This is a genomic window from Streptococcus sp. FDAARGOS_192, assembly GCF_002073815.2.
GTDB lineage: Bacteria > Bacillota > Bacilli > Lactobacillales > Streptococcaceae > Streptococcus > Streptococcus salivarius_H.
In genome coordinates this window covers 1,939,380-1,965,039 of the sequence record NZ_CP020431.2, presented here as the reverse complement: position 1 = coordinate 1,965,039, position 25,660 = coordinate 1,939,380, and the positions used below count along the sequence as shown (strand labels likewise).

Sequence of the window (25,660 nt, the reverse complement as noted above, 5' to 3'; positions counted from 1 at the left end):
GGGAGCCGTACAAAGTACCTCACCTTAGACAAGTCCAGTAAATGACTGAAAACAAAAATGACCCCCAAGAGTTTTACTCTGGGAGCCTTAATCATGACCTCTTCAAAAGAGGTGCCCGATAAATAGTCTAAACTATCCAAGACCATTTGTCAATGAAAACTTAATCGTTTGACTCATCCTCATAGTCATCGTCATCATCTTCTTCTGACAACTCAACATCATCCAAATCATCATCTGGAATAATTTCATTCAACTCAGAGTCATAAGATTCCACTTCGGCTTTCTCATCATCTTCGCTATCATCGTCATATTCAAGACTATCAGAATCAGGTGTAAAGTTCTCGTCTTCTGGATCATCGTCATTATAATCGATGGCATCTTCATCACCATCCATGAAGGCATTAACTTTCTTGTTCTTACGTTTTGGTGCATTTTCATCAGTATCTTCCAATGTGATGACCTCTTCATCGATTTCATCAATTGCATACCATGAACGCAAGCCCCATTTGTTATCACCTAGTGGAATAAAACTTCCATCCGTATTCAAATCTGAATAAAAGAATGGCAAAGCATTGCGGATATCAGCATCCGATTTTTCTAAGTAATTTTGAATTTCATTGACCAAATCATTGAAATACATTTCATTATCACGACCACGTGTTTCTAAGATAGCACGGGCCACTTCAATCATTGATAATTCACTTTTTTCTTGTCCAGCAAATACGTCTAGTTCCAAAGTGGTTCTCCTTCATTCTTACTCAAGCTAGTTTCTATCAGAAATAGCTCAGCAATCAATTTTTCGCTACCTTTTATTTTACGCTAAAAAGAGTCAATAGTCAAAGCATTTATAGAAGAAAAAATCAAGTCTCAACAGAAACTTGATTTTAGTCATATTATTTAACTTTTGCTGTGCTTGTGATAACTTCAACAGCTTTCTTCATAGTGATATCGTGTTTAAGCATTTCAGGTGAAAGAAGTGCAGAAACTTGTGATACTTCCATGTTGTACTCAGCTGCAAGATCGTTAATTTCTTTTTGGATTTCTTCTTCTGTAGCGTCGAATCCTTCAGCAGCAGCAACAGCTTCGATAACAAGGTTAGTTTTCACACGTTTGTCAGCGTCAGCTTCATATTGTTTGTGAAGATCTTCTTGAGTTGTACCAGTGATTTGGAAGTACATTTCAGGAGAGATACCTTGACGTTGCATGTTACCCATGAATTCGTTCATAGCACGGTGAACTTCGTCTTCAACCATTTCTGCTGGCAATTCAACGATTTCAGCGTTTTCAACAGCCAAATCAAGTGCAGCACCTTCAACAGCGTCATCAAATGCGATTTCTTTAGCTGCTTCAAGTTCTTTACGGTATTTAGCTTTCAACTCGTCAAGAGTTTCAACTTCATCGTCAAGATCTTTAGCCAACTCATCATCAAGAGCTGGAACTTCTTTAGCTTTAACTTCGTTAACTTTAGTAACAAATACAGCAGCTTTACCTGCAAGGTCAGCAGCTTGATAGTCTTCTGGGAAAGTTACTTTAACTTCTACTTCATCACCAGCTTTTGCTCCAACCAATTGGTCTTCGAAACCTGGGATAAATTGACCTGAACCAAGTTCAAGAGAGTGGTTTTCACCTTTACCACCATCAAATTCAACACCGTCTACTGAACCAACAAAGTCGATAACAACAGTGTCGCCATTTTCAGCTGCACCTTCTTTAACAACCAATTCAGCCAAGTTTTTGCGTTCGTTTTCAAGCTTAGCATCAACTTCTTCATCAGTAACTTCTTTAGAAGCTTCAACTGAAACTTCAAGATCTTTATATGCACCAAGTTTTACTTCAGGTTTTGTAACAACTTCTGCAGTAAGTGTCCAATCTTGACCTTTTTCAATTGATTTTACATCAATTTTTGGTTGTGCAACAACATCAAGACCAAGTTCAGCAATCGCTGCTTCATAAGCTGCTGGAAGAATTGCATTCAAAGCATCGTCGTAAAGAGCTTCTTCACCAAATTTTTGGTTAAATACGGCACGAGGCATGTGTCCTTTACGGAAGCCTGGAGCGTTCAAATTCTTTTTAACCTTGTTAAACGCTTGATCCAAAGCTGGTTGAATTTTATCTTGACCGATAGTGAATGTCACCACACCACGGTTAGTGGCTGTGTTTTCAAATGATACAGACATGTAGTCATTCTCCTTAAAATTTTTTATAGATACAGTTTAGTTTACCATATTTCAAAGCCTTTTAAAAGTTTTTTTCTCCAATTTAATCACAAGAAAATCGTTAGGAACTGCTACTTTTTCAAATTTTTGATAAACTAAAGCTATGAATATTTTACAAAGATACGTCCAACAATTTAATTTTGAAGAGACCCTAATGGTACTCATTACAAAAGGAATTAAGCTCCTCATTCTTCTCATCATCTTTCTTCTTAGTAAGAAGATTATCAACTTCCTTTTTAAACATACAGTCGGACGCTCTCTAGCTTGGACAATTCAAACACCTGCTCGACAAAAAACCATTGAACGTTTACTACACAATTGCATGAACTACGTGCTATACTTTTTCCTTGTTTACTGGCTTCTTAGTATCCTTGGGGTTCCAGTATCAAGCCTCCTTGCTGGTGCAGGACTTGCTGGGGTTGCTCTTGGTCTAGGAGCTCAAGGCTTCCTATCAGATGTCGTTAATGGTTTTTTCATCTTATTAGAAAACCAGTTTGAAGTCGGCGACTCAGTTGAAGTAGGAACCGTTACAGGTCTTGTTTCAACCGTAGGTATTCGCACTACTCAAATTCGAGGATTTGATGGTACTCTTCATTTTATACCTAACAGAAATATCACAATTGTATCCAACAAATCTCGAGGGAATATGAGAGCTCAAATTGATATCCCAGTCTATCCGTCAACCGATATCAATAAGATGACAAGCATCATCCAAGAAGTAAATCAAGAAAACATTGAAAACTATCCTCAAATCTGTGGAGCACCAAATATCATTGGTTTAAGCACAACTCCTTCTGGACAACTGGTATTTCGTATTGATATCTTTACAAAAAATGGACAACAAACTCATATCTATGCAGACTTCTTGAAACTTTACCAAGAAGCCCTAATCAAAGAAAATATTGAACTTCCAAGATTTATTGGAAACCCTATAGCAGTAAAATAAATTCATTACATTAAAAACACTTCAAAAGATAGATAAGATGAATCTACTTTCGAAGTGTTTTTTATTCATATTAAACAATATTGCCAGCCAAGGTTCTATATTAAGAATTAATCATCTTCATTGTAAGGATCAAAATCAACCATCCAAAATTTTAACTCTCGAATCATCTTTTTTCGACCTCTAAAACACTCCCCAGCTAGCAAACGGTCCAACTTAGTAGCATCTTCCGAAGACAACTGATTACGAAAAGCATTAAGCTGCTCATCATAAACAAGCCTATCAACAGCATCTAACTCTTTATTCGGAAGACAAAAAGCAATATCTGAAATTTCAATATAACATTGTCGATTAGCTTGTCGTTTTACAGACTCCTGCCTTCTAACCTCATCATTAAGCCTATTCCTAAATTTCGTTTTAAAATAACGCCGTAACTTATCATCATCAGACTTTAATTCAGGAAACTTTTCTAAAAGCTGATAAAGCGTCATCATAGCCTCTTGCTCCATATCAGCAAGGTCCCAAAGTTGGATGAAATATTGTCTACTAGCCTTAAGTACAATCGGCCTTACAACTTCATATGCATGAACAAAAACTTCTTGTTCCATTCAACCTCCTATTAATAGATATAATTTTTGTAATTAAATTAATTACGAAACCTATTATAAGAGATAGATAAGAAATAAAATAGCGACATATATGTCACTATAAAAGGTGATAAAAACAAAAAAAAGCTAGACCTACATCCAGCAATGAAACCTATACTCCGCCAGTAGGACTCGAACCTACGACATCATGATTAACAGTCATGCGCTACTACCAACTGAGCTATGGCGGATAAAAGCTAAGCGACTACCGTATCTAACAGGGGGCAACCCCCAACTACATCAGGCGTACTAGGGCTTAACTTCTGTGTTCGGCATGGGAACAGGTGTATCTCCTAGGCTATCGTCACTTAACTCTGAGTATTCTCAACTCAAAATTGAATATCTATACTATATCAAGAAACCAAATCGTTGTCAATATGTCTCAGTTACTTTCTTTGGATAAGTCCTCGAGCTATTAGTATTAGTCCGCTACATGTGTCACCACACTTCCACTTCTAACCTATCAACCTGATCATCTCTCAGGGCTCTTACTGATATAAAATCATGGGAAATCTCATCTTGAGGTGGGCTTCACACTTAGATGCTTTCAGCGTTTATCCCTTCCCTACATAGCTACCCAGCGATGCTCTTGGCAGAACAACTGGTACACCAGCGGTAAGTCCACTCTGGTCCTCTCGTACTAGGAGCAGATCCTCTCAAATTTCCTACGCCCGCGACGGATAGGGACCGAACTGTCTCACGACGTTCTGAACCCAGCTCGCGTGCCGCTTTAATGGGCGAACAGCCCAACCCTTGGGACCGACTACAGCCCCAGGATGCGACGAGCCGACATCGAGGTGCCAAACCTCCCCGTCGATGTGAACTCTTGGGGGAGATAAGCCTGTTATCCCCAGGGTAGCTTTTATCCGTTGAGCGATGGCCCTTCCATGCGGAACCACCGGATCACTAAGCCCGACTTTCGTCCCTGCTCGAGTTGTAGCTCTCGCAGTCAAGCTCCCTTATACCTTTACACTCTGCGAATGATTTCCAACCATTCTGAGGGAACCTTTGGGCGCCTCCGTTACCTTTTAGGAGGCGACCGCCCCAGTCAAACTGCCCGTCAGACACTGTCTCCGATAGGGATAACCTATCTGGGTTAGAGTAGCCATAACACAAGGGTAGTATCCCAACAACGCCTCACTCGAAACTGGCGTCCCGAGGTCATAGGCTCCTACCTATCCTGTACATGTGGTACAGATACTCAATATCAAACTGCAGTAAAGCTCCATGGGGTCTTTCCGTCCTGTCGCGGGTAACCTGCATCTTCACAGGTACTAAAATTTCACCGAGTCTCTCGTTGAGACAGTGCCCAAATCATTACGCCTTTCGTGCGGGTCGGAACTTACCCGACAAGGAATTTCGCTACCTTAGGACCGTTATAGTTACGGCCGCCGTTTACTGGGGCTTCAATTCATACCTTCGCTATTGCTAAGCACTCCTCTTAACCTTCCAGCACCGGGCAGGCGTCACCCCCTATACATCATCTTACGATTTAGCAGAGAGCTGTGTTTTTGATAAACAGTTGCTTGGGCCTATTCACTGCGGCTGACCATAAGTCAGCGCCCCTTCTCCCGAAGTTACGGGGCCATTTTGCCGAGTTCCTTAACGAGAGTTCTCTCGCTCACCTGAGGCTACTCGCCTCGACTACCTGTGTCGGTTTGCGGTACGGGTAGAGTATAATTAACGCTAGAAGCTTTTCTCGGCAGTGTGACATCACTAACTTCGCTACTAAACTTCGCTCCCCATCACAGCTCAATGTTATAGATATAAGCATTTGACTCATATCACACCTCACTGCTTGGCCAGACACTTCCAATCGTCTGGTTTAGTTAGCCTACTGCGTCCCTCCATCACTATATACTCTAGTACAGGAATATCAACCTGTTGTCCATCGGATACACCTTTCGGTCTCTCCTTAGGTCCCGACTAACCCAGGGCGGACGAGCCTTCCCCTGGAAACCTTAGTCTTACGGTGGACAGGATTCTCACCTGTCTTTCGCTACTCATACCGGCATTCTCACTTCTATGCGCTCCAGCACTCCTCACGGTACACCTTCTTCGCACATAGAACGCTCTCCTACCATACCTATAAAGGTATCCACAGCTTCGGTAATATGTTTTAGCCCCGGTACATTTTCGGCGCAGGGTCACTCGACTAGTGAGCTATTACGCACTCTTTGAATGAATAGCTGCTTCTAAGCTAACATCCTAGTTGTCTGTGCAACCCCACATCCTTTTCCACTTAACATATATTTTGGGACCTTAGCTGGTGGTCTGGGCTGTTTCCCTTTCGACTACGGATCTTAGCACTCGCAGTCTGACTGCCGATTATATCTCGTTGGCATTCGGAGTTTATCTGAGATTGGTAATCCGGGATGGACCCCTCACCCAAACAGTGCTCTACCTCCAAGAGACTTAACATCGACGCTAGCCCTAAAGCTATTTCGGAGAGAACCAGCTATCTCCAAGTTCGTTTGGAATTTCTCCGCTACCCACAAGTCATCCAAGCACTTTTCAACGTGCCCTGGTTCGGTCCTCCAGTGAGTTTTACCTCACCTTCAACCTGCTCATGGGTAGGTCACATGGTTTCGGGTCTACGACATGATACTAATGCGCCCTATTAAGACTCGGTTTCCCTACGGCTCCGTCTCTTCAACTTAACCTCGCATCATATCGTAACTCGCCGGTTCATTCTACAAAAGGCACGCTCTCACCCATTAACGGGCTCGAACTTGTTGTAGGCACACGGTTTCAGGTTCTATTTCACTCCCCTCCCGGGGTGCTTTTCACCTTTCCCTCACGGTACTGGTTCACTATCGGTCACTAGAGAGTATTTAGGGTTGGGAGATGGTCCTCCCAGATTCCGACGAGATTTCTCGTGTCTCGCCGTACTCAGGATACTGCTAGGTATAAAGACTATTTCGAATACGAGGCTATTACTCTCTTTGGCCTACCTTCCCAGGTAGTTCTTCTATAATCTTTAAGTCCACGTTGCAGTCCTACAACCCCGAAGAGTAAACTCTTCGGTTTGCCCTCTTGCCGTTTCGCTCGCCGCTACTAAGGCAATCGCTTTTGCTTTCTCTTCCTGCAGCTACTTAGATGTTTCAGTTCACTGCGTCTTCCTCTACATTACCTTAACAGTAATGAGTGACAGGCATTACCTGCCGGGTTCCCCCATTCGGACATCTCTGGATCATTGCTCACTTACAGCTCCCCAAAGCATTTCGTCGTTAGTCACGTCCTTCATCGGCTTCTAGTGCCAAGGCATCCACCGTGCGCCCTTATTAACTTAACCTTATTTTGGTCTTTCGACCTAACTCATTAAATATTCACAGCGTTTCGGTTTATTTTCTTGTTACTATCTATATGTATTTAATTACATATGGAATTTGATATAGATATTCAATTTTCAATGGACAATACTTGAATCTTTCGATTCAATGGAGCCTAGCGGGATCGAACCGCTGACCTCCTGCGTGCAAAGCAGGCGCTCTCCCAGCTGAGCTAAGGCCCCACAAGACCTCTCAAAACTAAATAAGAAACTCAAGTACATTCCGTTTTTCCTTAGAAAGGAGGTGATCCAGCCGCACCTTCCGATACGGCTACCTTGTTACGACTTCACCCCAATCATCTATCCCACCTTAGGCGGCTGGCTCCAAAAGGTTACCTCACCGACTTCGGGTGTTACAAACTCTCGTGGTGTGACGGGCGGTGTGTACAAGGCCCGGGAACGTATTCACCGCGGCGTGCTGATCCGCGATTACTAGCGATTCCGACTTCATGTAGGCGAGTTGCAGCCTACAATCCGAACTGAGATTGGCTTTAAGAGATTAGCTTGCCGTCACCGACTCGCAACTCGTTGTACCAACCATTGTAGCACGTGTGTAGCCCAGGTCATAAGGGGCATGATGATTTGACGTCATCCCCACCTTCCTCCGGTTTATTACCGGCAGTCTCGCTAGAGTGCCCAACTGAATGATGGCAACTAACAATAGGGGTTGCGCTCGTTGCGGGACTTAACCCAACATCTCACGACACGAGCTGACGACAACCATGCACCACCTGTCACCGATGTACCGAAGTAACTTTCTATCTCTAGAAATAGCATCGGGATGTCAAGACCTGGTAAGGTTCTTCGCGTTGCTTCGAATTAAACCACATGCTCCACCGCTTGTGCGGGCCCCCGTCAATTCCTTTGAGTTTCAACCTTGCGGTCGTACTCCCCAGGCGGAGTGCTTAATGCGTTAGCTGCGGCACTGAATCCCGGAAAGGATCCAACACCTAGCACTCATCGTTTACGGCGTGGACTACCAGGGTATCTAATCCTGTTCGCTCCCCACGCTTTCGAGCCTCAGCGTCAGTTACAGACCAGAGAGCCGCTTTCGCCACCGGTGTTCCTCCATATATCTACGCATTTCACCGCTACACATGGAATTCCACTCTCCCCTTCTGCACTCAAGTTTGACAGTTTCCAAAGCGAACTATGGTTGAGCCACAGCCTTTAACTTCAGACTTATCAAACCGCCTGCGCTCGCTTTACGCCCAATAAATCCGGACAACGCTCGGGACCTACGTATTACCGCGGCTGCTGGCACGTAGTTAGCCGTCCCTTTCTGGTAAGCTACCGTCACAGTGTGAACTTTCCACTCTCACACTCGTTCTTGACTTACAACAGAGCTTTACGATCCGAAAACCTTCTTCACTCACGCGGCGTTGCTCGGTCAGGGTTGCCCCCATTGCCGAAGATTCCCTACTGCTGCCTCCCGTAGGAGTCTGGGCCGTGTCTCAGTCCCAGTGTGGCCGATCACCCTCTCAGGTCGGCTATGTATCGTCGCCTAGGTGAGCCGTTACCTCACCTACTAGCTAATACAACGCAGGTCCATCTTGTAGTGGAGCAATTGCCCCTTTCAAATAAATGACATGTGTCACCCATTGTTATGCGGTATTAGCTATCGTTTCCAATAGTTATCCCCCGCTACAAGGCAGGTTACCTACGCGTTACTCACCCGTTCGCAACTCATCCAAGAAGAGCAAGCTCCTCTCTTCAGCGTTCTACTTGCATGTATTAGGCACGCCGCCAGCGTTCGTCCTGAGCCAGGATCAAACTCTCATTAAAAAATTTAATAATTGTTCGAGCGTTAACTCATTACCGTCGTCTGACGATTTATTCTTGTAAATTGACAGGTTATAATTCTTCTATCATAACCCTGCACTTGGTTTCTTATTCAGTTCTCAAAGGTCTTTGTCTCTCTTAAGACAACTTCTATATTCTAGCAAATCTAGAATACCTTGTCAACACTTTTTTTGAAGTTTTTTTACTTCTCGTGTCCGCTGTCTCTCGCGAAACAGCTTATTTATAATATCATCTCTAGCTTGTCTTGTCAATAACTTTTTTAAAGTTTTGGAACCTTTTCAAGTTTGTGGCAAGTCAGTTAAGACAACTTTTATATCTTATCACCCAAATCAATACTTGTCAATAGGGTTTAGTAAAACTATTATCCTTTTTTAGATTGAACTTTTTTGAATCCTTGATACAATACCCATCCAACGACTAGGCCAAAAGCATTTTGGCAGAAATTAGGAATCACTTCTGCGATTGAAGCTCCTGTTCCATACATAAATACTGAAGCAAGTGCATAGCCACCCACCATCACAATTGTAGCAATCAGAAGACCTAGGATACGATAGTTACCTTTAAATCCAGCAAAATAACCTTGTGCACCATGGATTAACAAACTGATAAACATCCATTGCGGAGCAGATGATAGCAAATCTATCAAAAATGCAGATAGTCCTCCCACAATTGCCCCCTCTTTCTTTCCAAGATAGAAGGCTGTGAAGTAGATTCCTGCATCTACCAAAGTTAAAAGCCCTGTTGGAGTCGGAATTTTAGCTACGAATCCAAAGGTCACTGATAAAGCCGTTAAGACAGCTAATAATGTTAGCTCTTTTGTTTTCTTATTTTGCATATTGAACTACTCCAAATTCATTTGATTGTTTAATTGATTCATAAACGAAGGCTTTAGCATTTGCTACAGCTTCAGTTTCTGAACAGCCTTTGACTAATTCACTAGCTATACTTGAAGCAAATGTACATCCTGCACCGGTATTGTTTTTGTCTAGCACAGCTTCTTCAAACAATTTGTAATCTGTTCCATCATAAAAGACATCTATCGCTTTATTACCATCCAAGCGATTTCCACCTTTGACAACGACAGTCTTAGCACCTAATTCATTGAGATAGCTAGCCGCATGCTTCATGTCATCAAGAGTCTTAACCTTTCTATCTATAAGCAGTTCGACTTCAGGTAAGTTCGGAGTGATAACCGTGGTATAAGGGAAAAATTTAACCAATTCATCACGTAGTTGAGAAACTTCAACGTCATGAGTCTCCTTACATACTAAAACGGGATCCAAGACAATTGGAATATCAGAATGTTTTTTAACAAAATCCAACGTTAATTCTGCGATTTCAACGTTAGGCAACAAACCAATTTTTATTGCTGAGAATGGGACATCTTTTAGTGAGTCAAGTTGTTGTTTAAAAACATTAGTATCAACCGGAATGACCTCAAAACCATTCTCAGTCATAGCTGTCAGACAGGTAAGAGCCACAAATCCATGCTGTTTATTTGTGGTAAACGTCGCTAAATCTGCATGAAGTCCGCCACCACTAAAAATATCATTCCCCGAAATCGCTAAAATCAATTCATCACTCATATCTTATCTCCTTCAAATATAACCCATTTCCTGCTGCCGTTGGTCCTGCGAGATTACGATTACGACTTTCCAACACTGTCTTAACTTGCGAAACAGGCATGCGACCATTGCCAATCTTCAACAAGGTACCGACCATATTTCTAACTTGCTTATAGAGAAAACCATTGCCAGAAAAAGTAAAGATATAAAATCCAGTTTTCTCATCGATAGATACACTAGCCTGAGTAATTGTGCGTACTTTATTTTCTACAGAAGTTCCTGAAGCTGTGAAGCCTGTAAAATCATGTGTACCGACCAAATCCTTAGCAGCCTTCTGCATAGGTGCTAAACTTAGAGGGTAGGGATAGTGGGTCGCATAATTACGCATCATGGGGTTCTTAGGTCGCCCTGCATCTACTAGAAACTCATAGGTTTTACTGTGTTTATTGTATCGTGCATGAAATTCTTCTGATACAAGTTCAATACTAACAACATCAATGTCATCTGGACATTGTGTATCTAAACCAAAACGTAACTTCTCTGGATCCCGCTCCTGGGGCAAATCGAAGTGTATAACTTGTCCATAGGCATGAACACCTGCATCTGTACGACCCGCTCCATGAACGGTGACAGGTGTTCCGCTATTTAACCGTAAGAGAGTCTTTTCAAGTTCTTCTTGAATAGAACGTGCATTTGGTTGTCTTTGAAAACCTGAGAAAAGTGTACCATCATAGGAAATTGTCGCTTTGTATCTAACCATAAGATTATCATATCAGATTTTTTCAAGGATAAGAAGTAGGTCGATTAGCAACTGACCCCATACAATTTTCGAAATAAAGAAAAAGACGCCTTCAGCGTCCTTCCTTTATAAATCTTCTAAGGCATCCTTTACTTTATTGAAGAAACCTTTTTTCTGTGGTGCGATTTTTTCATCACCACTTGCTTTGGCAAATGCAAGGAGAGCTTCTTTTTGAGCATCGTTTAGCTTCGTAGGAGTTACAATCTTAACTGTAACGTGTTGGTCTCCTTGTGAACCTCCACGAAGACGTGGAGCCCCCTTTCCTTTTAGACGGAAAGTTTTGCCTGTTTGAGTCCCTGCTGGAATGGTCATCTCAACATTTCCGTGAACTGTTGGTACTTCGACAGTATCACCAAGAGCAGCTTGGACAAAGGAAATGTTAAGTGTATAGTAAATTGTTGATCCATCACGAGTAAACTTATCGCTTGGATTAACATTGATGATTACAAAGAGGTCTCCATAAGGACCACCATTGAAACCAGCTTCACCTTGACCTGCAAGACGGATTTGTTGACCTGTTTCAACACCTGCTGGAATCTTGACAGATACTTTGTGGCTTTGTTTTTCATGTCCTGTTCCGTGACAAGTTTGACATGGCTCTTTAATTTCTTGACCTGTTCCATGACAGACATCACAGGTTACTTGACGACGCATCATACCAAGTGGTGTTTGCGTATCGACATTGATAACCCCTTGACCATGACAGCGACCACAAGTTACAGGGCTTGTGCCAGGTTTTGCACCAGATCCCGAACATGTCTTACATGTTGCTTCACGATTGTAGTGAACTTCTTTTTCGGCACCAAAAATCGCCTCTTCGAAGCTTAGGTTGACACGGTACTGAAGATCATCACCTTGACGTGGAGCATTCGGGTTACGAGTAGCACCACCACCAAAGAAGCTAGAGAAGATATCCTCAAAGCCACCAAAGCCTGCACCACCATCGAAGCCACCAAAGCCTCCTTGACCACCAAAACCATTCGCACCATCTGGTCCGTATTGGTCATAGGCTGCACGTTTTTGGTCATCACTTAAAGTTTCGTAGGCCTCTTGAACCTCTTTATATTTTTCTTCCGCACCCGGTTCTTTATTAATGTCTGGGTGGTATTTCTTAGACATCTTACGATAGGCACGTTTAATTTCATCTTGAGAGGCATCCTTAGATACCCCAAGACGATCGTAATATTCGGTATTGTTCATAATTTTAGATACAAAGGGCATCTAATGGAGAAAGCCAAAGTAATAGTTTTGAAGATGAACACCTAGTCCCTTGAAACCAACTATCTTTTTGGCTTAATCCCTAGCCCGTGTTCAACGACGAACACTCTTTGTTCCTTTCTATTTTATATTTGTTACGATACGAAGTAAAACTATATCTTATATTCACTTCACTTATTTTAGCGAAAAACAGAGGCTGGTTTGCAACCTCTGGATTTCTTTTTATCATTTACTAGCTAAGCTCAACACCTTACCGAACTGAGCACACCCTAACCTCTTGGTGAAAAAGAGAAATCTTCCTATTTTTACTGTGAGGTTTTAATGGACTTTACATCTTACTTTTCAGTAAACTCTCCGTCTACAACATCGTCGCCTGAGTTATCTGCTGTTTGTGCACCTTCTGCTCCTGCTTGAGCTTGTTGTGCTGCTGCAGCTTGTTCGTAAAGTTTAACTGCAAGAGCTTGAGCTTTTTCGTTAAGAGCTTCCAATTTAGCCTTCATGTCATCAAGATTGCCTGATTCTTGAGCTTTCTTAAGTTCATCAAGAGCTGATTGAGCAGCATCACGTTCTGTGTCGAAGCCTTTACCTTCTGTTTCTTTGATTGTTTTTTCAGTCGCAAAGATAGCTTGGTCAACTTCGTTACGAAGATCTACTTCTTCTTTACGTTTTGCATCTGCTTCAGCATTTGCTTCAGCATCTTTCATCATCTTTTCAATTTCTTCGTCTGTCAAACCAGAGTTAGATTGGATGACAATTGTTTGTTCTTTTTGAGTTCCAAGGTCTTTAGCTTTAACAGATACGATACCGTTCTTATCAATATCGAAAGTAACTTCGATTTGTGGAATACCACGAGGTGCAGCTGGGATATCAGTCAATTGGAAGCGTCCAAGAGTCTTGTTATCTGCTGCCATTGGGCGTTCCCCTTGAAGAACGTGGATATCAACGGCTGGTTGGTTGTCTGCTGCAGTTGAGAAGACTTGTGATTTAGATGTTGGAATAGTAGTGTTGCGGTCAATAAGTTTTGTGAACACTCCACCCATTGTTTCGATACCAAGTGACAATGGAGTTACGTCAAGAAGGACAACGTCTTTGACATCACCAGTAATAACACCACCTTGGATAGCAGCACCCATGGCAACTACTTCATCAGGGTTAACTGATTTGTTTGGTTCTTTACCAGTTTCAGCTTTAACAGCTTCTACAACGGCAGGGATACGAGTTGAACCACCGACAAGGATAACTTCGTCAATATCTGACAAGCTCAAACCTGCATCTGAAAGGGCTTGACGAACTGGAGTTTTCGTACGTTCTACAAGGTCACGAGTCAAATCATCGAATTTCGCACGAGTCAATGTCATTTCCAAGTGAAGAGGTCCAGCCTCACCAGCAGTGATGAATGGCAAGCTGATTTGTGTTGAAGTAACACCAGAAAGGTCTTTCTTAGCTTTTTCAGCTGCATCTTTCAAGCGTTGAAGAGCCATCTTGTCTGTTGACAAGTCGATTCCATTTTCTTTCTTGAATTCTTCAACCATGTGGTCGATGATTTTTTGGTCAAAGTCATCACCACCGAGTTTGTTATCCCCTGCAGTTGCCAACACGTCAAAGACACCGTCACCAAGTTCAAGGATAGATACGTCGAATGTACCACCACCAAGGTCGAATACCAAGATTTTTTCTTCTTTATCAGTCTTATCCAAACCGTAAGCAAGAGCTGCTGCTGTTGGTTCGTTGACGATACGTTCTACTTCAAGACCAGCGATTTTACCAGCGTCTTTTGTTGCTTGACGTTGTGCATCGTTGAAGTAAGCAGGAACTGTGATAACTGCTTTAGTTACTTTTTCACCAAGGTAATCTTCAGCATAACCTTTCAAGTATTGAAGAATCATAGCTGAAATCTCTTGTGGTGTGTATTCTTTACCGTTTGCAGAAACTTTTTCAGAAGTACCCATCTTAGATTTGATAGAGATGATTGTATCTGGGTTTGTTACTGCTTGACGTTTTGCAGCGTCACCAACGATGATTTCACCGTTTTTGAATGACACAACAGATGGAGTTGTGCGGTTACCTTCTGGGTTTGCGATAATTTTTGATTCAGTTCCTTCAAGAACTGCTACTGCTGAGTTTGTTGTACCTAAGTCAATACCAATGATTTTAGACATATGTTTTTCCCCTTTTTACTTTAATTTCTATTTTGCTTTTTTTATCTTTCATTCATAGTTTTCTGTCATTTCGGACAAGTTTTCAATTATGTTACGACACAAGAAGTCGAAATCGATTTTATTTTGACGACGAGTTAGTAAGGAGGCTAGGCAATCGCTATGGCGCTTGCCGTTTTCTGACGAGTTGCTTCAGCAACCGTCAGAATTGCCTAGTTGAACACGCCCTAAGCTCTGGGTAAAAAAGATAGATTTCCTTGTGTTCATCGAACACTTCGTCAATCTCCTATTTTTACTGTGAGCTTTTACGGACTTTGTATCCTAGTTGTATACAACTACCATAGCTGGGCGTAAGACGCGTTCGTGGAGTTTATACCCTTTTTGGAAAACTTGTGCAATCGTGTCTGCTGGATGTTCATCATCTGCAGGCATTGTTTGAATTGCCATGTGGAAGTTATGATCGAAATCACCATCAGCTGGAATTTCTTCAATTCCTTCCTCTTTAAGAGCATGCACTAAACTTTCTTGCACCATTTCCAAGCCTTTTTTGACATCATCAGTCAAGCCCTCAACGGCAAGAGCACGTTCAAGGTTATCAAGTGATGGCAAAATCGCTTTTGCCAAATCTTGGCTACGATACTTTTGCAATTGTTGACGTTCTTCATTTGCACGTCGCTGAATGTTTTGCATTTCTGCATGGGCACGAAGGTATTTGTTTTCAAATTCTTCGGCACGCGCTTGGACTTCTTCAAGTTCAGAAGGTTCGCTTACTTCCTCTACAACTTCTTCAGTTGTCTCCGTAGCTTCCTCTTCTTTCACTTCTTCTTTTTTAATATCTTCAGTCAAGGCATACACCTCTTTCTATACTTTTTAAATGTTATATCTTAGCTAACTTCATAATGGTTACTATTGAGGTAACGGTAATAATCCGTCAACTTCATAACCAAAACTCTACTAATAACATTGACCAAACTAACCATGCGACGATAATCCATTTCAATTGGGCCAATCACATGCATGAGTGCCATCCCACGATAAGGAATCAGGAATTTATGACTCATAACTGTGACATTTTCAAGCGCTTCTTCAGTTGATTCTGCAACCGAAATCTTGGTCACTTCATCATCGGAGATAGCTGATCGAAGCTCAAGTGCCACATGTTGTGGATTGTCCAAAAATTGATAGGTTTTTAAGTCGGCATAAGTCAGTGATGCAACCTTACCTTCGATGAAAATCAATTCCTTAAAAAGTTGTGAAAAGATATAATCAAACAAATCTAGAACATTATCTGTTATTTTGAAATACTTTTGCACAATCTGAGGAATCTCAGTTCTCAATCGGTAATGGATATCTAAGACAGTGTTTCCCAAAAAACGTTCTTGAACAAGCTTATGAAGAATTTCCAAATCACTAGACAAGAAATTTTTTGGAATAGCAAATTGAACTGTCACAGGCTTAGATTCATCTAGAGTAAGAACCGCTAAAGCGTCGTGATTGGATAGATGAACAATGTCAAATCCAGTCAGACGTTGTCGTGTCGGCTCCACATCTTGAATCACTGCTGTACATCCTGTCATTTCTGCCAGCAGCTTCGCCGCTGCATCCAAGATATCTTCAAGTTTAAAGGCTTCAAAATCAAAGGCCTTGACCACTTGATAAACATCTTGTTCATCAATCGTATCAAGATTCAAAGAATTAGCGACGAAATACTGGAAACCTGCTCGGCTTGGCATACGTCCACTAGAAGTATGAGCTTTTTCAAGATAGCCCATCTTTTCAAGCTTGGCCATGTCATTACGAATGGTCGCTGAACTCGAATCAATTGATTCTTGTAATGCTTTAGAACCAACCGGTTCATGTGTACGAGTGAACATCTCAACTATCAAATTCAAAATAGTGTTTTGCCTTTGCGTAATCACGATGTCACCTCATTTCTATTTATTAGCACTCTAATACATCGACTGCTAACTTATGATTCTATTATACACCTAAACTTGAACATGTCAACCCAAAAAACCAAAAATTTAGCACTCTTTTTGTAAGAGTGCTAAAAATACATCTTAAGACCTAGAAAAGCAAAAAAAGAGCACCTCAGAGGCACTCTAATCTTATCAATCATATTTTGACAAATGATAGGTCTCAATAATAGATATGAGGTGTTTGGCATAACCCGGATCACTGCTAAAACCCGCAGCTTGTAGTTTTTCTGCCGCAACTTTATAACTAGTCGTTCCTGCCACCTCTTTATAGGTCGATTCGCCCCATGTTCCTTGGCGAAGTTCTTCTAAATAAGTCATCATAGAACTTGACCAATCCTTAAAAACTGCAAAATCCACCTTTTGGTATTGCCACTTCCCTTTACTGTAGATACTATCCTTTAAACGAATACGTTCTTGACCTGGCTGAGCAGGGAGACTGTAGATGTTATGATATTTAACAGATAAAAGACTGCTACCATAATTCGACTCATATGCAGCTTGACTAAGGAGAATAGACGCAGGTACACCATAGTTTTTAGACATCTTTTGAGCTGTTGGAGCTAAGGTCTCAATAAATTCTTGCTGTGTGTAAGCAACCTTTACCGAACGAGCATTATCATCTGTAGAGGCATGAAGAATCAAAGGTAAGAGAATACCTAAAGCAAAAACAACAACTAAGGTAATGAAGGCTTTTAGTTTAAAACGTCGTCTCACTTAGCTTTCTCCTTTAATAATGCCAAATACTCCTCCAAAGTAAGATTATGTTCAGTCATATACTCTGCTGACTCTTTACCAACATAGCGGAAATGCCAATCCTCATAACCTACACCCGTTGACGATGTTTTACCATCTGGAAAACGAAGAACAAAGCCATATTTCGGCGCCAACTCTTTGACTTTAGCTACTGTATCTGGATCTGCTTCATTTAAGCTATCTACAGTACTCATATCAATCGCAAGACCTGTTTGGTGTTCACTCGCTCCTGGTGGTTGTGAATAGGTTTGAACCTTTTTCTCCGCCTGAGACTCCGTCAAACTTGGGTCAGCAGCCATTTCCTGCTGAACGTAACTGTTATAAAGTTCTGTCTGATAAGTAACACTACGATAACCTGATATCAAGTGATAACTTGGATCAATTTCTTGAGCAGCTGCTAAAAACTCCTTAACGTTCTTAGCAATTCTTGCATCTACAGAAACACCATCGACATCAGCAATCTCAGGGTTAAGTTCTTTAGACTTATTATCTCGATTTACCAAAAGCAATTGCCAGTCTTTAGGCGATACATCAGGTAGTCCCTTTGCATCCTTGCTTTGAGTCGCATCGGTAGCTTGTTTACTACTTTTTGTTACTGACGATCCATTAGTTTGTTGGACTGTACGACTGACACCAAATACTGAATAAAGTCCTGCTGCAACTAAAAGAACTGCAATCAAGACACTGCTGATAACCAAAAACCAGTTGGTTTGCTTTTTCGCCTGACGGCGACTTGGATAGTTATTTTTTACCATTTTCTTTTTCTATTATCTCTCGCCCAACCTGACGATAGGTCATATCGCCAAGTGCTTCTAATGTAAATTTACCATTTTCATAAGCAACAACAGTAACCGAACCATTGTCCAATGAAGGATGCTCAACAGAAGGATCAATTAACCAAGCAAAGGTTGCAATGGTCATACCGTGACTAACGACGATAGCATTACCGCCACCAGACCTCTCAAGATTTTCTGCAATAGCTGTGAACCCCTCTAAAATACGTTTTCTGAGCACTTCCCAAGGCTCTGCCCAACCAGCCGTATCCACATCAAGGATACCCTGTGCAAGCTCAGGATAAGTTACCTCATGCAAATCTTTACCTTGAAAAGCATCTGTTCTCGGTAGCACACCATAGAAAAGTTCACCGTCATAGCCACCATCTAAACTACCAAAACACCACTCACGAATACGTTTGTCACGTTTATAAGGAATAGTTTCTAAACCCGTCTCACGTAAAATGATATCCATAGTTTGAATCGTTCGACCTGAATCACTAGAATATGCGGCCTTGAAAGGGATACCTGCTGCTTTCAGACCTACCCCCAATTCACGAATACCTTCTTCACCGAACGGGGTCAAAGGGCTATCAGACCAACCTTGTGCACGACCAATGGTGTTAAACATCGTTTTGCCGTGTCTCGCAATATACAACTTAACCTTACTCATAGCACCCCTTCTTTCCGTCATTTTTTGAATTCATTATAGCACAAATCCCCTCGACTATCTAGCCAGCGAGACCATCAGAAAATGCCTTACCAATTGGCAAAGCATTTAACATCCGCTTAGTTTTTAAAGCTGTGAACAGGAGCTGGGATTTGACCACCACGTGCAATGAAGTCAGCCGATGAAGCCTTGTTTACTTTCATTACTGGTGCATAACCAAGAAGACCTCCAAGTTCCAACATATCACCTTCCTTACCATAAGGAATGATACGAACAGCTGTTGTTTTCTGGTTAATGACACCGATAGCCGCCTCATCAGCAATCATGGCCGCGATTGTTGTATCTGGCGTATCAGCAGGAATAGCAATCATGTCTAGACCAACAGAACAGATAGCTGTCATGGCTTCCAATTTTTCAAGGTTGATATGACCAGACTGAACCGCCGCAATCATACCTTCATCTTCAGAAACTGGAATAAAGGCACCTGACAAACCACCAACTTGGTTACATGCCATGATACCACCTTTTTTAACTTGGTCGTTAAGAAGGGCTAGAGCTGCAGTAGTACCATGCGTACCAACAACTTCAAGACCCATCGCTTCAAGTACACGGGCTACTGAATCACCAACTGCTGGTGTTGGCGCAAGAGACAAATCTACAATACCGAACTCGACACCAAGGCGTTCGCTGGCCATTTGACCAACCAACTGACCAACACGTGTGATTTTGAAAGCGGTCTTCTTAACTGTTTCAGCTAGAACATCGAAACTTTCGCCTGGAACTTTCTCAACTGCACGTTGCACAACACCAGGACCTGAAACCCCAACATTGATTACAACATCAGCCTCACCAACACCGTGGAAGGCACCTGCCATAAATGGATTATCTTCAACCGCATTAGCAAAGACCACCAATTTACCTGGGCCCATTGGATCTGCCTCAGAAGCCTCTTTGATGATACGTCCCATGTCACGTACTGCTGTCATGTTAATACCAGTCTTTGTTGAACCGATGTTGACAGATGAGCAGACAAAATCAGTCTCTGCAAGCGCACGTGGAATAGAATTAATAAGAATCTCATCACCTTTTTGATAGCCCTTTTGAACGAGTGCAGAGAAACCACCAATAAAGTTAACGCCGATTTCCTTAGCTGCTCGGTCTAACGCCTTCGCAAAAGGTACGTAGTCTGTTGCATCTGTTGCCGCACCGATGATTGAAATCGGAGTAACAGACACACGTTTATTAACAATCGGAATACCAAGTTCAGCCGCAATTTCGTCACCAACAGCTACCAAATTTTTAGCCTTAGATACAATCTTGTTATAGACTTTTTCTGCCGCCTTATCGATATCTGAATCGATACAGTCTAGGAGTGAAATCCCCATGGTAATGGTACGAACATCAAAGTTCTGCTCCTCAATCATGGCAATGGTTTCTGTGACCTGTTTAATATCCATTTTAAGCTACTCCTATCTTACAAGTTATGCATAGCATCAAAAATTGCTGAACTTTGGATGTTGATTTTAACGTTCAATGACTCACCAAAGGCTTCCAATTCAGCACGTAGGTGTGTAAAATCTTGTTTGTCTTCTGATGATACAACCGCCATCATGGTAAAGAATTCATCAAGAACTGTTTGAGAAATATCATCAATATTCAAACCAAGTTCTGCCACCTTAGTCGCAACACCCGCAACAATACCTGATTTGTCCTTACCTACAACTGTAATAATCGCTTTCATGAGAAGCCTCCATCATTTTATTTTGTATAATTTTAGCATATTTTGATTAAAAATGCTATTTTTTATGAAATTTGCATATTTTTTCTTGAAAAAGACGAATGTTTCCGAGGAATTTAACTAATATCGTTTATGAAAATATCCTCTCTTTGCCCCAACTACTTGTGGATAAACTTGTTCACAACCTAAATAATATCTTTCTTATAAAACCTTGAAAAATCAAGATTCAACACTATCAACAGACTTTTCCACACCTGTGGATAAGTCTGTGGGTAACTTGTCGATAAACAAAAAAATATCGCCAAATTCAGGCGATATCTTAGCTTTATTTCCATTTTAAATTAACATGGGCATTCATTTCTTTATAAGCAGTATCTATACGCTCTTTGGTTTCTTCATCTAGTTTATTTCTATATTTACCACCTTTAATGAAATCCTCTAAAATATAAGTTTGGTAAGTATACAAAGGATACCCCTCTGGCGAAGTTGTTCCTTTAGGCGTACGGTTAACCCAAGTCGGATGTGCTTGAGCTGTCTTAATCGTGGTTTGACCATTCTTTTTCTCAAGAGTGACATCCATTAAGACACCCCTCTCTGTCCACTCTGCACTATCCACACCATCCATAGTCTCTATGCGCTGGTTAGAGATGAAATTCCCCATTGAGTAAATAATGAGTTTTTGCTGTCCATCCTTTTTAACCACCTCAGAAGGCTCAACCACATGAGGATGACCTCCAAAGATAATATCGGCACCCCAATCAATCATCTTATGATAGAGTTTGACCTGTTCATCTGTCGGTTCCAAACGATATTCAACACCCATCTGAGGCATGATAACCGTGATATCTGCTTCTTTTTCTGCACGCTGAATCTCAGCTTTCATACGTTTTTCATCCAAATTCGATAAGTGGTCTGCAACCTCTTTATCCGTCAAGTTCGACTCTAGGCCATTGTAACCATAAGCATAGGAAAGTATTGCAACCTTGATACCATTAACATTCTTGATGAGGAGTGGTGCCTTATCACGCACCGGCTTTTCATAAACACCAACAGGATCAATGCCCACCTCTTTAAAAGCATCAGCTGTTGTAAAAGCTCCCTCTAAACCAGAATCCAAGATATGATTATGAGCCAAATCCATAACATCATAGCCAGCATCCTTAATAGCTGCGGTCACTGACTGAGGAGCATTAAACAGAGGATAACCCGACAAGGGATAGTCAGGATTGATCGTTCCCTCAAAATCACCCAAAACCAAATCAGCCTGTTTTAACCACGGCTTCACATAAGTAAAATTCTCCGTAAAATCATAGCTACCGTCTGCCTGTAGGGCACTCATATAGAGACCGTCATGATAGAGCAAGTCCCCATTGGCCATGATACGTGCTGTCTGTACCTGGTTCGAGGCATTCTTTTGCTGTTCGTTCTTACTATGAACAATTAAAATCTCAAGAAAAAGCAAACCTAAGACAAGAGCAATTAACCCCATCAAAATCTTATTAGTCATCGCATTGTCACGCTTTTTAGCCTGGCTCTGTTTCATAATACTCTCCTTTTTCATACTTCTAGTGTACCAAAAAAACTTATCCATTGATGATAAAAAAGATTAATAAACGGTTACATCTCAATTCCACGACGATTGAAAAGATCAGTTTTCTTAGACAAGATAAAAACTCTACTTCAGTATGAAGTAGAGTTTTGTTAATGATTAGCGTGTTGGTGTGTATTCCAAATCTTTACCGTGTTTAGCTACAAAATCAGACATTTCAGAGTCTGGAATTTGACGTAAGTAGAGATTGGCACGAATTGTTTCGTCTTCCTCACGACAAGTCGAAAGAACAAGGTATTTATCTGAAGCACTAACCTTCAAATCCTTGTTTTTAACACTTGCTTGATCATAGATAATATCCAACTGTTGTTTAAAGTCTTTATCGCTTTCAAATGATGTACGATAGAAAGCTGTGTCTTCAGGCACAATTACCATAGCAAGTGCTTCGTAATAGTACTTACGTTGAGGTGTCTCAATAACAACATATTTGTGTTTGTCAAAGAATGACTGATCACTATAGTAGTTAACGTCGTTGAACATACGACTATCAGCAACCTTACTTCCTCGAGCATGACCGAAGAGCCAAGTCAAACGATCGCTGAAATCTTTCTTATTGTCTGTATCCATGAAGACAGTTCCCAAATATGGAACGTTTCCTCCATCGAATGTTTTATCTAAATAGGTTGAATTGTCCGTTGTTTGAACAACCGGCTCATCCAATTTAGTCCCTGGTGCATAGACATAAGCGATAGTATCAGGGTTTGTTGCCTCAAGACCATCAAATTTATTTTTGAGGTAGGCTTTCTCCTCATCTGAAACTTTATAAGTGTTTGCTTTTTTAGTCGTTAAAACACTCTTAACACCATTAGAGGATGATGCTGTTGGAGACATAAACTGGAAGCCAAGGAAGACAGCCAAAGCAGCAATGACTAAGGCCGAAATCCCAGCAATCAGTTTTTTACGAGATCCAGTAGATTTACGGTTATGATTACTCATGAAATGTCAAATCCTTTTCTTTATCCATAGAAAAATATCACCGAAGCACTAGCCCCAGTGATATTCTTTTTAGCAATAGCAGTTAATTATTTAACAGCTGCTGTGTTTGGAAGAGCTTTAGCGTCAGCTTTTGCTGCTGCTGGAGCTTTTTGTTCTGCAGCTTTAACAGCTTTAGCTTCTTCTTTAGCGTCTTTGTTAGCGTTAGCTTTATCAGTAACTACAAATTCGTCTTTGATGATGTTTCCGTTAGCATCACGTTTTGGTTCGATGTGTTCACCAGCATCTTCAAATTTTTGTTTAGTTGAATCTGCGTCAACGTTGTTAAGACCATCTTTAGCAGCTTGAGTAAGACCATCAGTCTCGTTTGAGAAGAAGTCTTTACCAGTTACTTCTGTTTTGTTATCAAGGTTTCCTGTGTGAACGTTACCTTCGTTGTTAGCGAATGCAGGAGCTGCTGCGGCGAATACTGCAAGAACTGCAGCTGATGTAAGCAATACTTTTTTCATAATTGTTTCTCCTCTAATGGATTATTATATATTTAGTATCAGGACCTCCCTGACATCTATAGATTATAACACTATTTAGAGATATGTCAACAATTTTTAAAAACTTTTTTAAATTTTTAATATATCCTACAATTCCTACAAACAAAGGGTTTTTGAAGCGTGTTACCAAATAGTAATAATTAATCATTTTTAATTTTAATGTTATTTTAGGTAATTTATTATGTCCTCTACTAAGTTTAAATACAAATTTAAATCATATATAAAAGCATAATTTGTAAAATATACATTCGTTATCATAAAAAACAATGGCTAGAAGAGTCCTATAAAATGACCAAATCTAAGTTATTTGAGGTATAGAACAATATCAACTTTCAAATTATCGCACCTACTTATTTTCTGGTATTTTTGGATGATAAATACATAATATACAAGACCTCAAAATTGAATAGATTAGAGAAACATTAGCGTTTTTGAAAGCATTTTGGCCTAAAAAGTTCTATTATTGGGTTAAAATGCTTGAAAAATAAACTATTATCTTATTTTTGAAAGCGTTTTAACTAAGGTGAAGTCAAGAAAATTCCTTTGAAAACACTCCCTCTTACCAATACCTCACTTCAGAATAACGAGTTCCCAAAAAACTGATACACAAATCAATTGGATTGTTTTACTTCTCTTATTTCAGACGAAATAGTTCTTCCACTTGTTTATTAAAGACTTGTGCTATTTTTAAAGCCATTTCCAACGAAGGGTTGTAGCGATTATTTTCTAAATGAACAATCGTTTCTCTCCGTATTCCTACTTGATCTGCTAAATCTTGTTGAGTCATCCCATAAGCTTCCCTTACTTCTTTCAAGTTAGTCTTTATTTTACTTTCTTTCGCCATATTTCATCCCCTTTTTTCAGTGATAAAGTAAGTAATGGCAAATAATAAGAGTAAAAAAGCCACCAAAATATAAAGAAATCCAGCATTCAAAACAAAAACTTTACAGACGGCTATCAAGGTTGCAATTCCCAATAATATAAAGATTGCTATTGTAAACAAAATGGAAGAGGACTTTGCAATATTTCTATAAAATCGTTCATCGGGTTCTTCATTAATTCTCTTGAATAAGAAGTAAAACATTAATAACAACTGAACACTTAATCCAATTCCTAACATTATATTCTTAATCAAAGAACCAGGAGTTAGAAGCCAAACTCCAATAGTATAAATCGAGGACGAGAGAAATACAAGCACTGTATATAATTTTGCAGTAATCCCAAACATATTTTTCTCTTTCTTTTGATAGGTTGATTTTGAGAGGACCGATAGCATCGTACAAGCCAAATACGTAGGAAGCCAAGACATCGTCATAATAGCACCTTTTGCTAGAATCGGTAGGTGATTCCCAAGCAATAAAACTAAACATACAACAATAAGCACGCTAGCGATATAAAGGATTATCTTTAAGTTCTTCGACATTGTCATTTTCGTCACCTCTTTTCGTCGTGTTATAAATACATCACACCTTATCTGTTATAAATATATCACATTGTTGTAAGAATTTCAAGATGAAGACAAAACTCTAGTAAGATTTTGAACAATTTTTCAGAAATCTATACAAAAAAGCACCCCTAGGGCAAACCTGTGAGTACGTTGAAACGTTGATATAATCGTATTGATTAACGTTTTGAGTGCAGTGGTTGCCATCCAATCAAATGTCACTTCGCTTATTTTCTTGGGGCAACTATGCATAGCATATCTCTATGCGACTAAAGTCGCTAGAGCTAGCCTAATTGTGTACCGCCAGTTCTCATACAAAAAAACACCTTGCAAGTTGCAAAGTATTTTCGTTTGTATTGTGCTTCCCAGCAACGAATTAACGTTTTGAGAATTGTGAAGCTTTACGAGTTTTCTTAAGACCTGGTTGGAACATCTCGTATTTGAATGAATTTCAATGTATGCTTAATATCAATGTTTACCCACGTTTTCAGAAAGAAATATTTCGTCTAATTTGAGTAACTTTCAATTGAATGGT

The 25,660-nt window shown here is 40.6% G+C and carries 21 protein-coding genes, 2 tRNA genes and 3 rRNA genes; 1 reads left to right on the top strand and 25 read right to left on the bottom strand.

Annotated elements, in window-relative coordinates:
• Window positions 1-160: 160 nt before the first annotated feature.
• Window positions 161-736 carry a DNA-directed RNA polymerase subunit delta gene (rpoE, locus tag A6J31_RS10180; RefSeq protein WP_002885605.1) on the bottom strand — a complete coding sequence of 192 codons (576 nt, stop codon included), beginning with the start codon at window positions 734-736 and terminating at the stop codon, window positions 161-163.
• A gap of 157 nt (window positions 737-893) precedes the next feature.
• A complete protein-coding gene (gene tig / locus A6J31_RS10175) occupies window positions 894-2,177 on the bottom strand; it encodes a trigger factor (protein ID WP_002889721.1) in 1,284 nt (427 codons plus the stop codon).
• Between the two features lie 142 nt (window positions 2,178-2,319).
• Between tig and A6J31_RS10170 the strand changes: the two genes are divergently transcribed.
• On the top strand, window positions 2,320-3,162 hold the full coding sequence (locus A6J31_RS10170) for a mechanosensitive ion channel family protein (RefSeq protein WP_080611109.1): 843 nt from the start codon (window positions 2,320-2,322) through the stop codon (window positions 3,160-3,162).
• Between the two features lie 107 nt (window positions 3,163-3,269).
• Here A6J31_RS10170 and A6J31_RS10165 read toward each other — a convergent pair whose 3' ends face one another.
• From A6J31_RS10165 to A6J31_RS10055, 23 genes are all read right to left on the bottom strand, one after another.
• The gene (locus A6J31_RS10165; RefSeq protein WP_002885610.1) at window positions 3,270-3,767 is read right to left on the bottom strand and encodes a sigma factor; all 498 of its coding nucleotides are present in this window, start codon (window positions 3,765-3,767) and stop codon (window positions 3,270-3,272) included.
• A 156-nt stretch (window positions 3,768-3,923) separates the two neighbouring features.
• A tRNA-Asn gene (locus A6J31_RS10160) sits at window positions 3,924-3,997 on the bottom strand.
• A gap of 5 nt (window positions 3,998-4,002) precedes the next feature.
• Window positions 4,003-4,118, bottom strand: a 5S ribosomal RNA gene (rrf, locus tag A6J31_RS10155).
• An 83-nt stretch (window positions 4,119-4,201) separates the two neighbouring features.
• Window positions 4,202-7,101: ribosomal RNA gene (locus tag A6J31_RS10150) — 23S ribosomal RNA — on the bottom strand.
• 146 nt (window positions 7,102-7,247) lie between these two features.
• Window positions 7,248-7,320 (bottom strand) — tRNA-Ala (locus A6J31_RS10145).
• Window positions 7,321-7,374: 54 nt separating this feature from the next.
• A 16S ribosomal RNA gene (locus tag A6J31_RS10140) occupies window positions 7,375-8,922 on the bottom strand.
• The 16S, 23S and 5S rRNA genes sit together here with 2 tRNA genes alongside, the layout of an rRNA operon.
• Before the next feature lie 379 nt (window positions 8,923-9,301).
• Window positions 9,302-9,775, bottom strand: a complete 474-nt coding sequence (locus A6J31_RS10135; RefSeq protein WP_014633803.1) for an ECF transporter S component — start codon at window positions 9,773-9,775, stop codon at window positions 9,302-9,304.
• Window positions 9,765-10,526, bottom strand: a complete 762-nt coding sequence (locus A6J31_RS10130) for a bifunctional hydroxymethylpyrimidine kinase/phosphomethylpyrimidine kinase (RefSeq protein ID WP_014633802.1) — start codon at window positions 10,524-10,526, stop codon at window positions 9,765-9,767. Before A6J31_RS10130 ends, A6J31_RS10135 begins: the two co-directional genes overlap by 11 nt.
• Window positions 10,519-11,265 (bottom strand): tRNA pseudouridine(38-40) synthase TruA, encoded by a 747-nt coding sequence (gene truA, locus A6J31_RS10125; protein ID WP_080611107.1) that lies wholly within the window; start codon window positions 11,263-11,265, stop codon window positions 10,519-10,521. Before truA ends, A6J31_RS10130 begins: the two co-directional genes overlap by 8 nt.
• 105 nt (window positions 11,266-11,370) lie before the next feature.
• Window positions 11,371-12,504: a molecular chaperone DnaJ gene (dnaJ, locus tag A6J31_RS10120; protein WP_002886399.1), complete on the bottom strand. Its 1,134-nt coding sequence runs from the start codon at window positions 12,502-12,504 to the stop codon at window positions 11,371-11,373.
• Window positions 12,505-12,857: 353 nt separating this feature from the next.
• On the bottom strand, window positions 12,858-14,681 hold the full coding sequence (gene dnaK, locus A6J31_RS10115) for a molecular chaperone DnaK (protein WP_070476865.1): 1,824 nt from the start codon (window positions 14,679-14,681) through the stop codon (window positions 12,858-12,860).
• A gap of 318 nt (window positions 14,682-14,999) precedes the next feature.
• The gene (grpE, locus tag A6J31_RS10110) at window positions 15,000-15,524 is read right to left on the bottom strand and encodes a nucleotide exchange factor GrpE (RefSeq protein ID WP_080611106.1); all 525 of its coding nucleotides are present in this window, start codon (window positions 15,522-15,524) and stop codon (window positions 15,000-15,002) included.
• Between the two features lie 38 nt (window positions 15,525-15,562).
• Entirely contained in the window at window positions 15,563-16,597 is a 1,035-nt protein-coding gene (gene hrcA, locus A6J31_RS10105) for a heat-inducible transcriptional repressor HrcA (RefSeq protein ID WP_080611104.1), read from the bottom strand.
• A gap of 192 nt (window positions 16,598-16,789) precedes the next feature.
• Complete coding sequence (locus A6J31_RS10100; RefSeq protein ID WP_080611102.1) at window positions 16,790-17,371, bottom strand: glycoside hydrolase family 73 protein; 582 nt, start codon at window positions 17,369-17,371, stop codon at window positions 16,790-16,792.
• Window positions 17,368-18,165 (bottom strand): M15 family metallopeptidase, encoded by a 798-nt coding sequence (locus tag A6J31_RS10095; RefSeq protein WP_080611100.1) that lies wholly within the window; start codon window positions 18,163-18,165, stop codon window positions 17,368-17,370. The genes A6J31_RS10100 and A6J31_RS10095 overlap by 4 nt, the downstream gene beginning before the upstream one ends.
• Window positions 18,152-18,856 (bottom strand): histidine phosphatase family protein, encoded by a 705-nt coding sequence (locus A6J31_RS10090; RefSeq protein ID WP_080611099.1) that lies wholly within the window; start codon window positions 18,854-18,856, stop codon window positions 18,152-18,154. Before A6J31_RS10090 ends, A6J31_RS10095 begins: the two co-directional genes overlap by 14 nt.
• Window positions 18,857-18,972: 116 nt before the next feature.
• Window positions 18,973-20,310 (bottom strand): PFL family protein, encoded by a 1,338-nt coding sequence (locus A6J31_RS10085; RefSeq protein WP_002886391.1) that lies wholly within the window; start codon window positions 20,308-20,310, stop codon window positions 18,973-18,975.
• A gap of 17 nt (window positions 20,311-20,327) precedes the next feature.
• Window positions 20,328-20,594: an ACT domain-containing protein gene (locus A6J31_RS10080; RefSeq protein WP_002886390.1), complete on the bottom strand. Its 267-nt coding sequence runs from the start codon at window positions 20,592-20,594 to the stop codon at window positions 20,328-20,330.
• Between the two features lie 322 nt (window positions 20,595-20,916).
• The gene (locus tag A6J31_RS10075; RefSeq protein WP_037597324.1) at window positions 20,917-22,134 is read right to left on the bottom strand and encodes a CapA family protein; all 1,218 of its coding nucleotides are present in this window, start codon (window positions 22,132-22,134) and stop codon (window positions 20,917-20,919) included.
• A 165-nt stretch (window positions 22,135-22,299) separates the two neighbouring features.
• Window positions 22,300-23,136, bottom strand: a complete 837-nt coding sequence (gene srtB / locus A6J31_RS10070; RefSeq protein WP_049545168.1) for a class B sortase, LPKTxAVK-specific — start codon at window positions 23,134-23,136, stop codon at window positions 22,300-22,302.
• A gap of 86 nt (window positions 23,137-23,222) precedes the next feature.
• The gene (locus A6J31_RS10065) at window positions 23,223-23,642 is read right to left on the bottom strand and encodes an LPKTxAVK-anchored surface protein (protein WP_049545169.1); all 420 of its coding nucleotides are present in this window, start codon (window positions 23,640-23,642) and stop codon (window positions 23,223-23,225) included.
• 673 nt (window positions 23,643-24,315) lie between these two features.
• Complete coding sequence (locus tag A6J31_RS10060) at window positions 24,316-24,525, bottom strand: helix-turn-helix transcriptional regulator (protein WP_002886384.1); 210 nt, start codon at window positions 24,523-24,525, stop codon at window positions 24,316-24,318.
• Between the two features lie 3 nt (window positions 24,526-24,528).
• A complete protein-coding gene (locus A6J31_RS10055) occupies window positions 24,529-25,110 on the bottom strand; it encodes a hypothetical protein (RefSeq protein ID WP_049545170.1) in 582 nt (193 codons plus the stop codon).
• Window positions 25,111-25,660 lie beyond the last annotated feature (550 nt).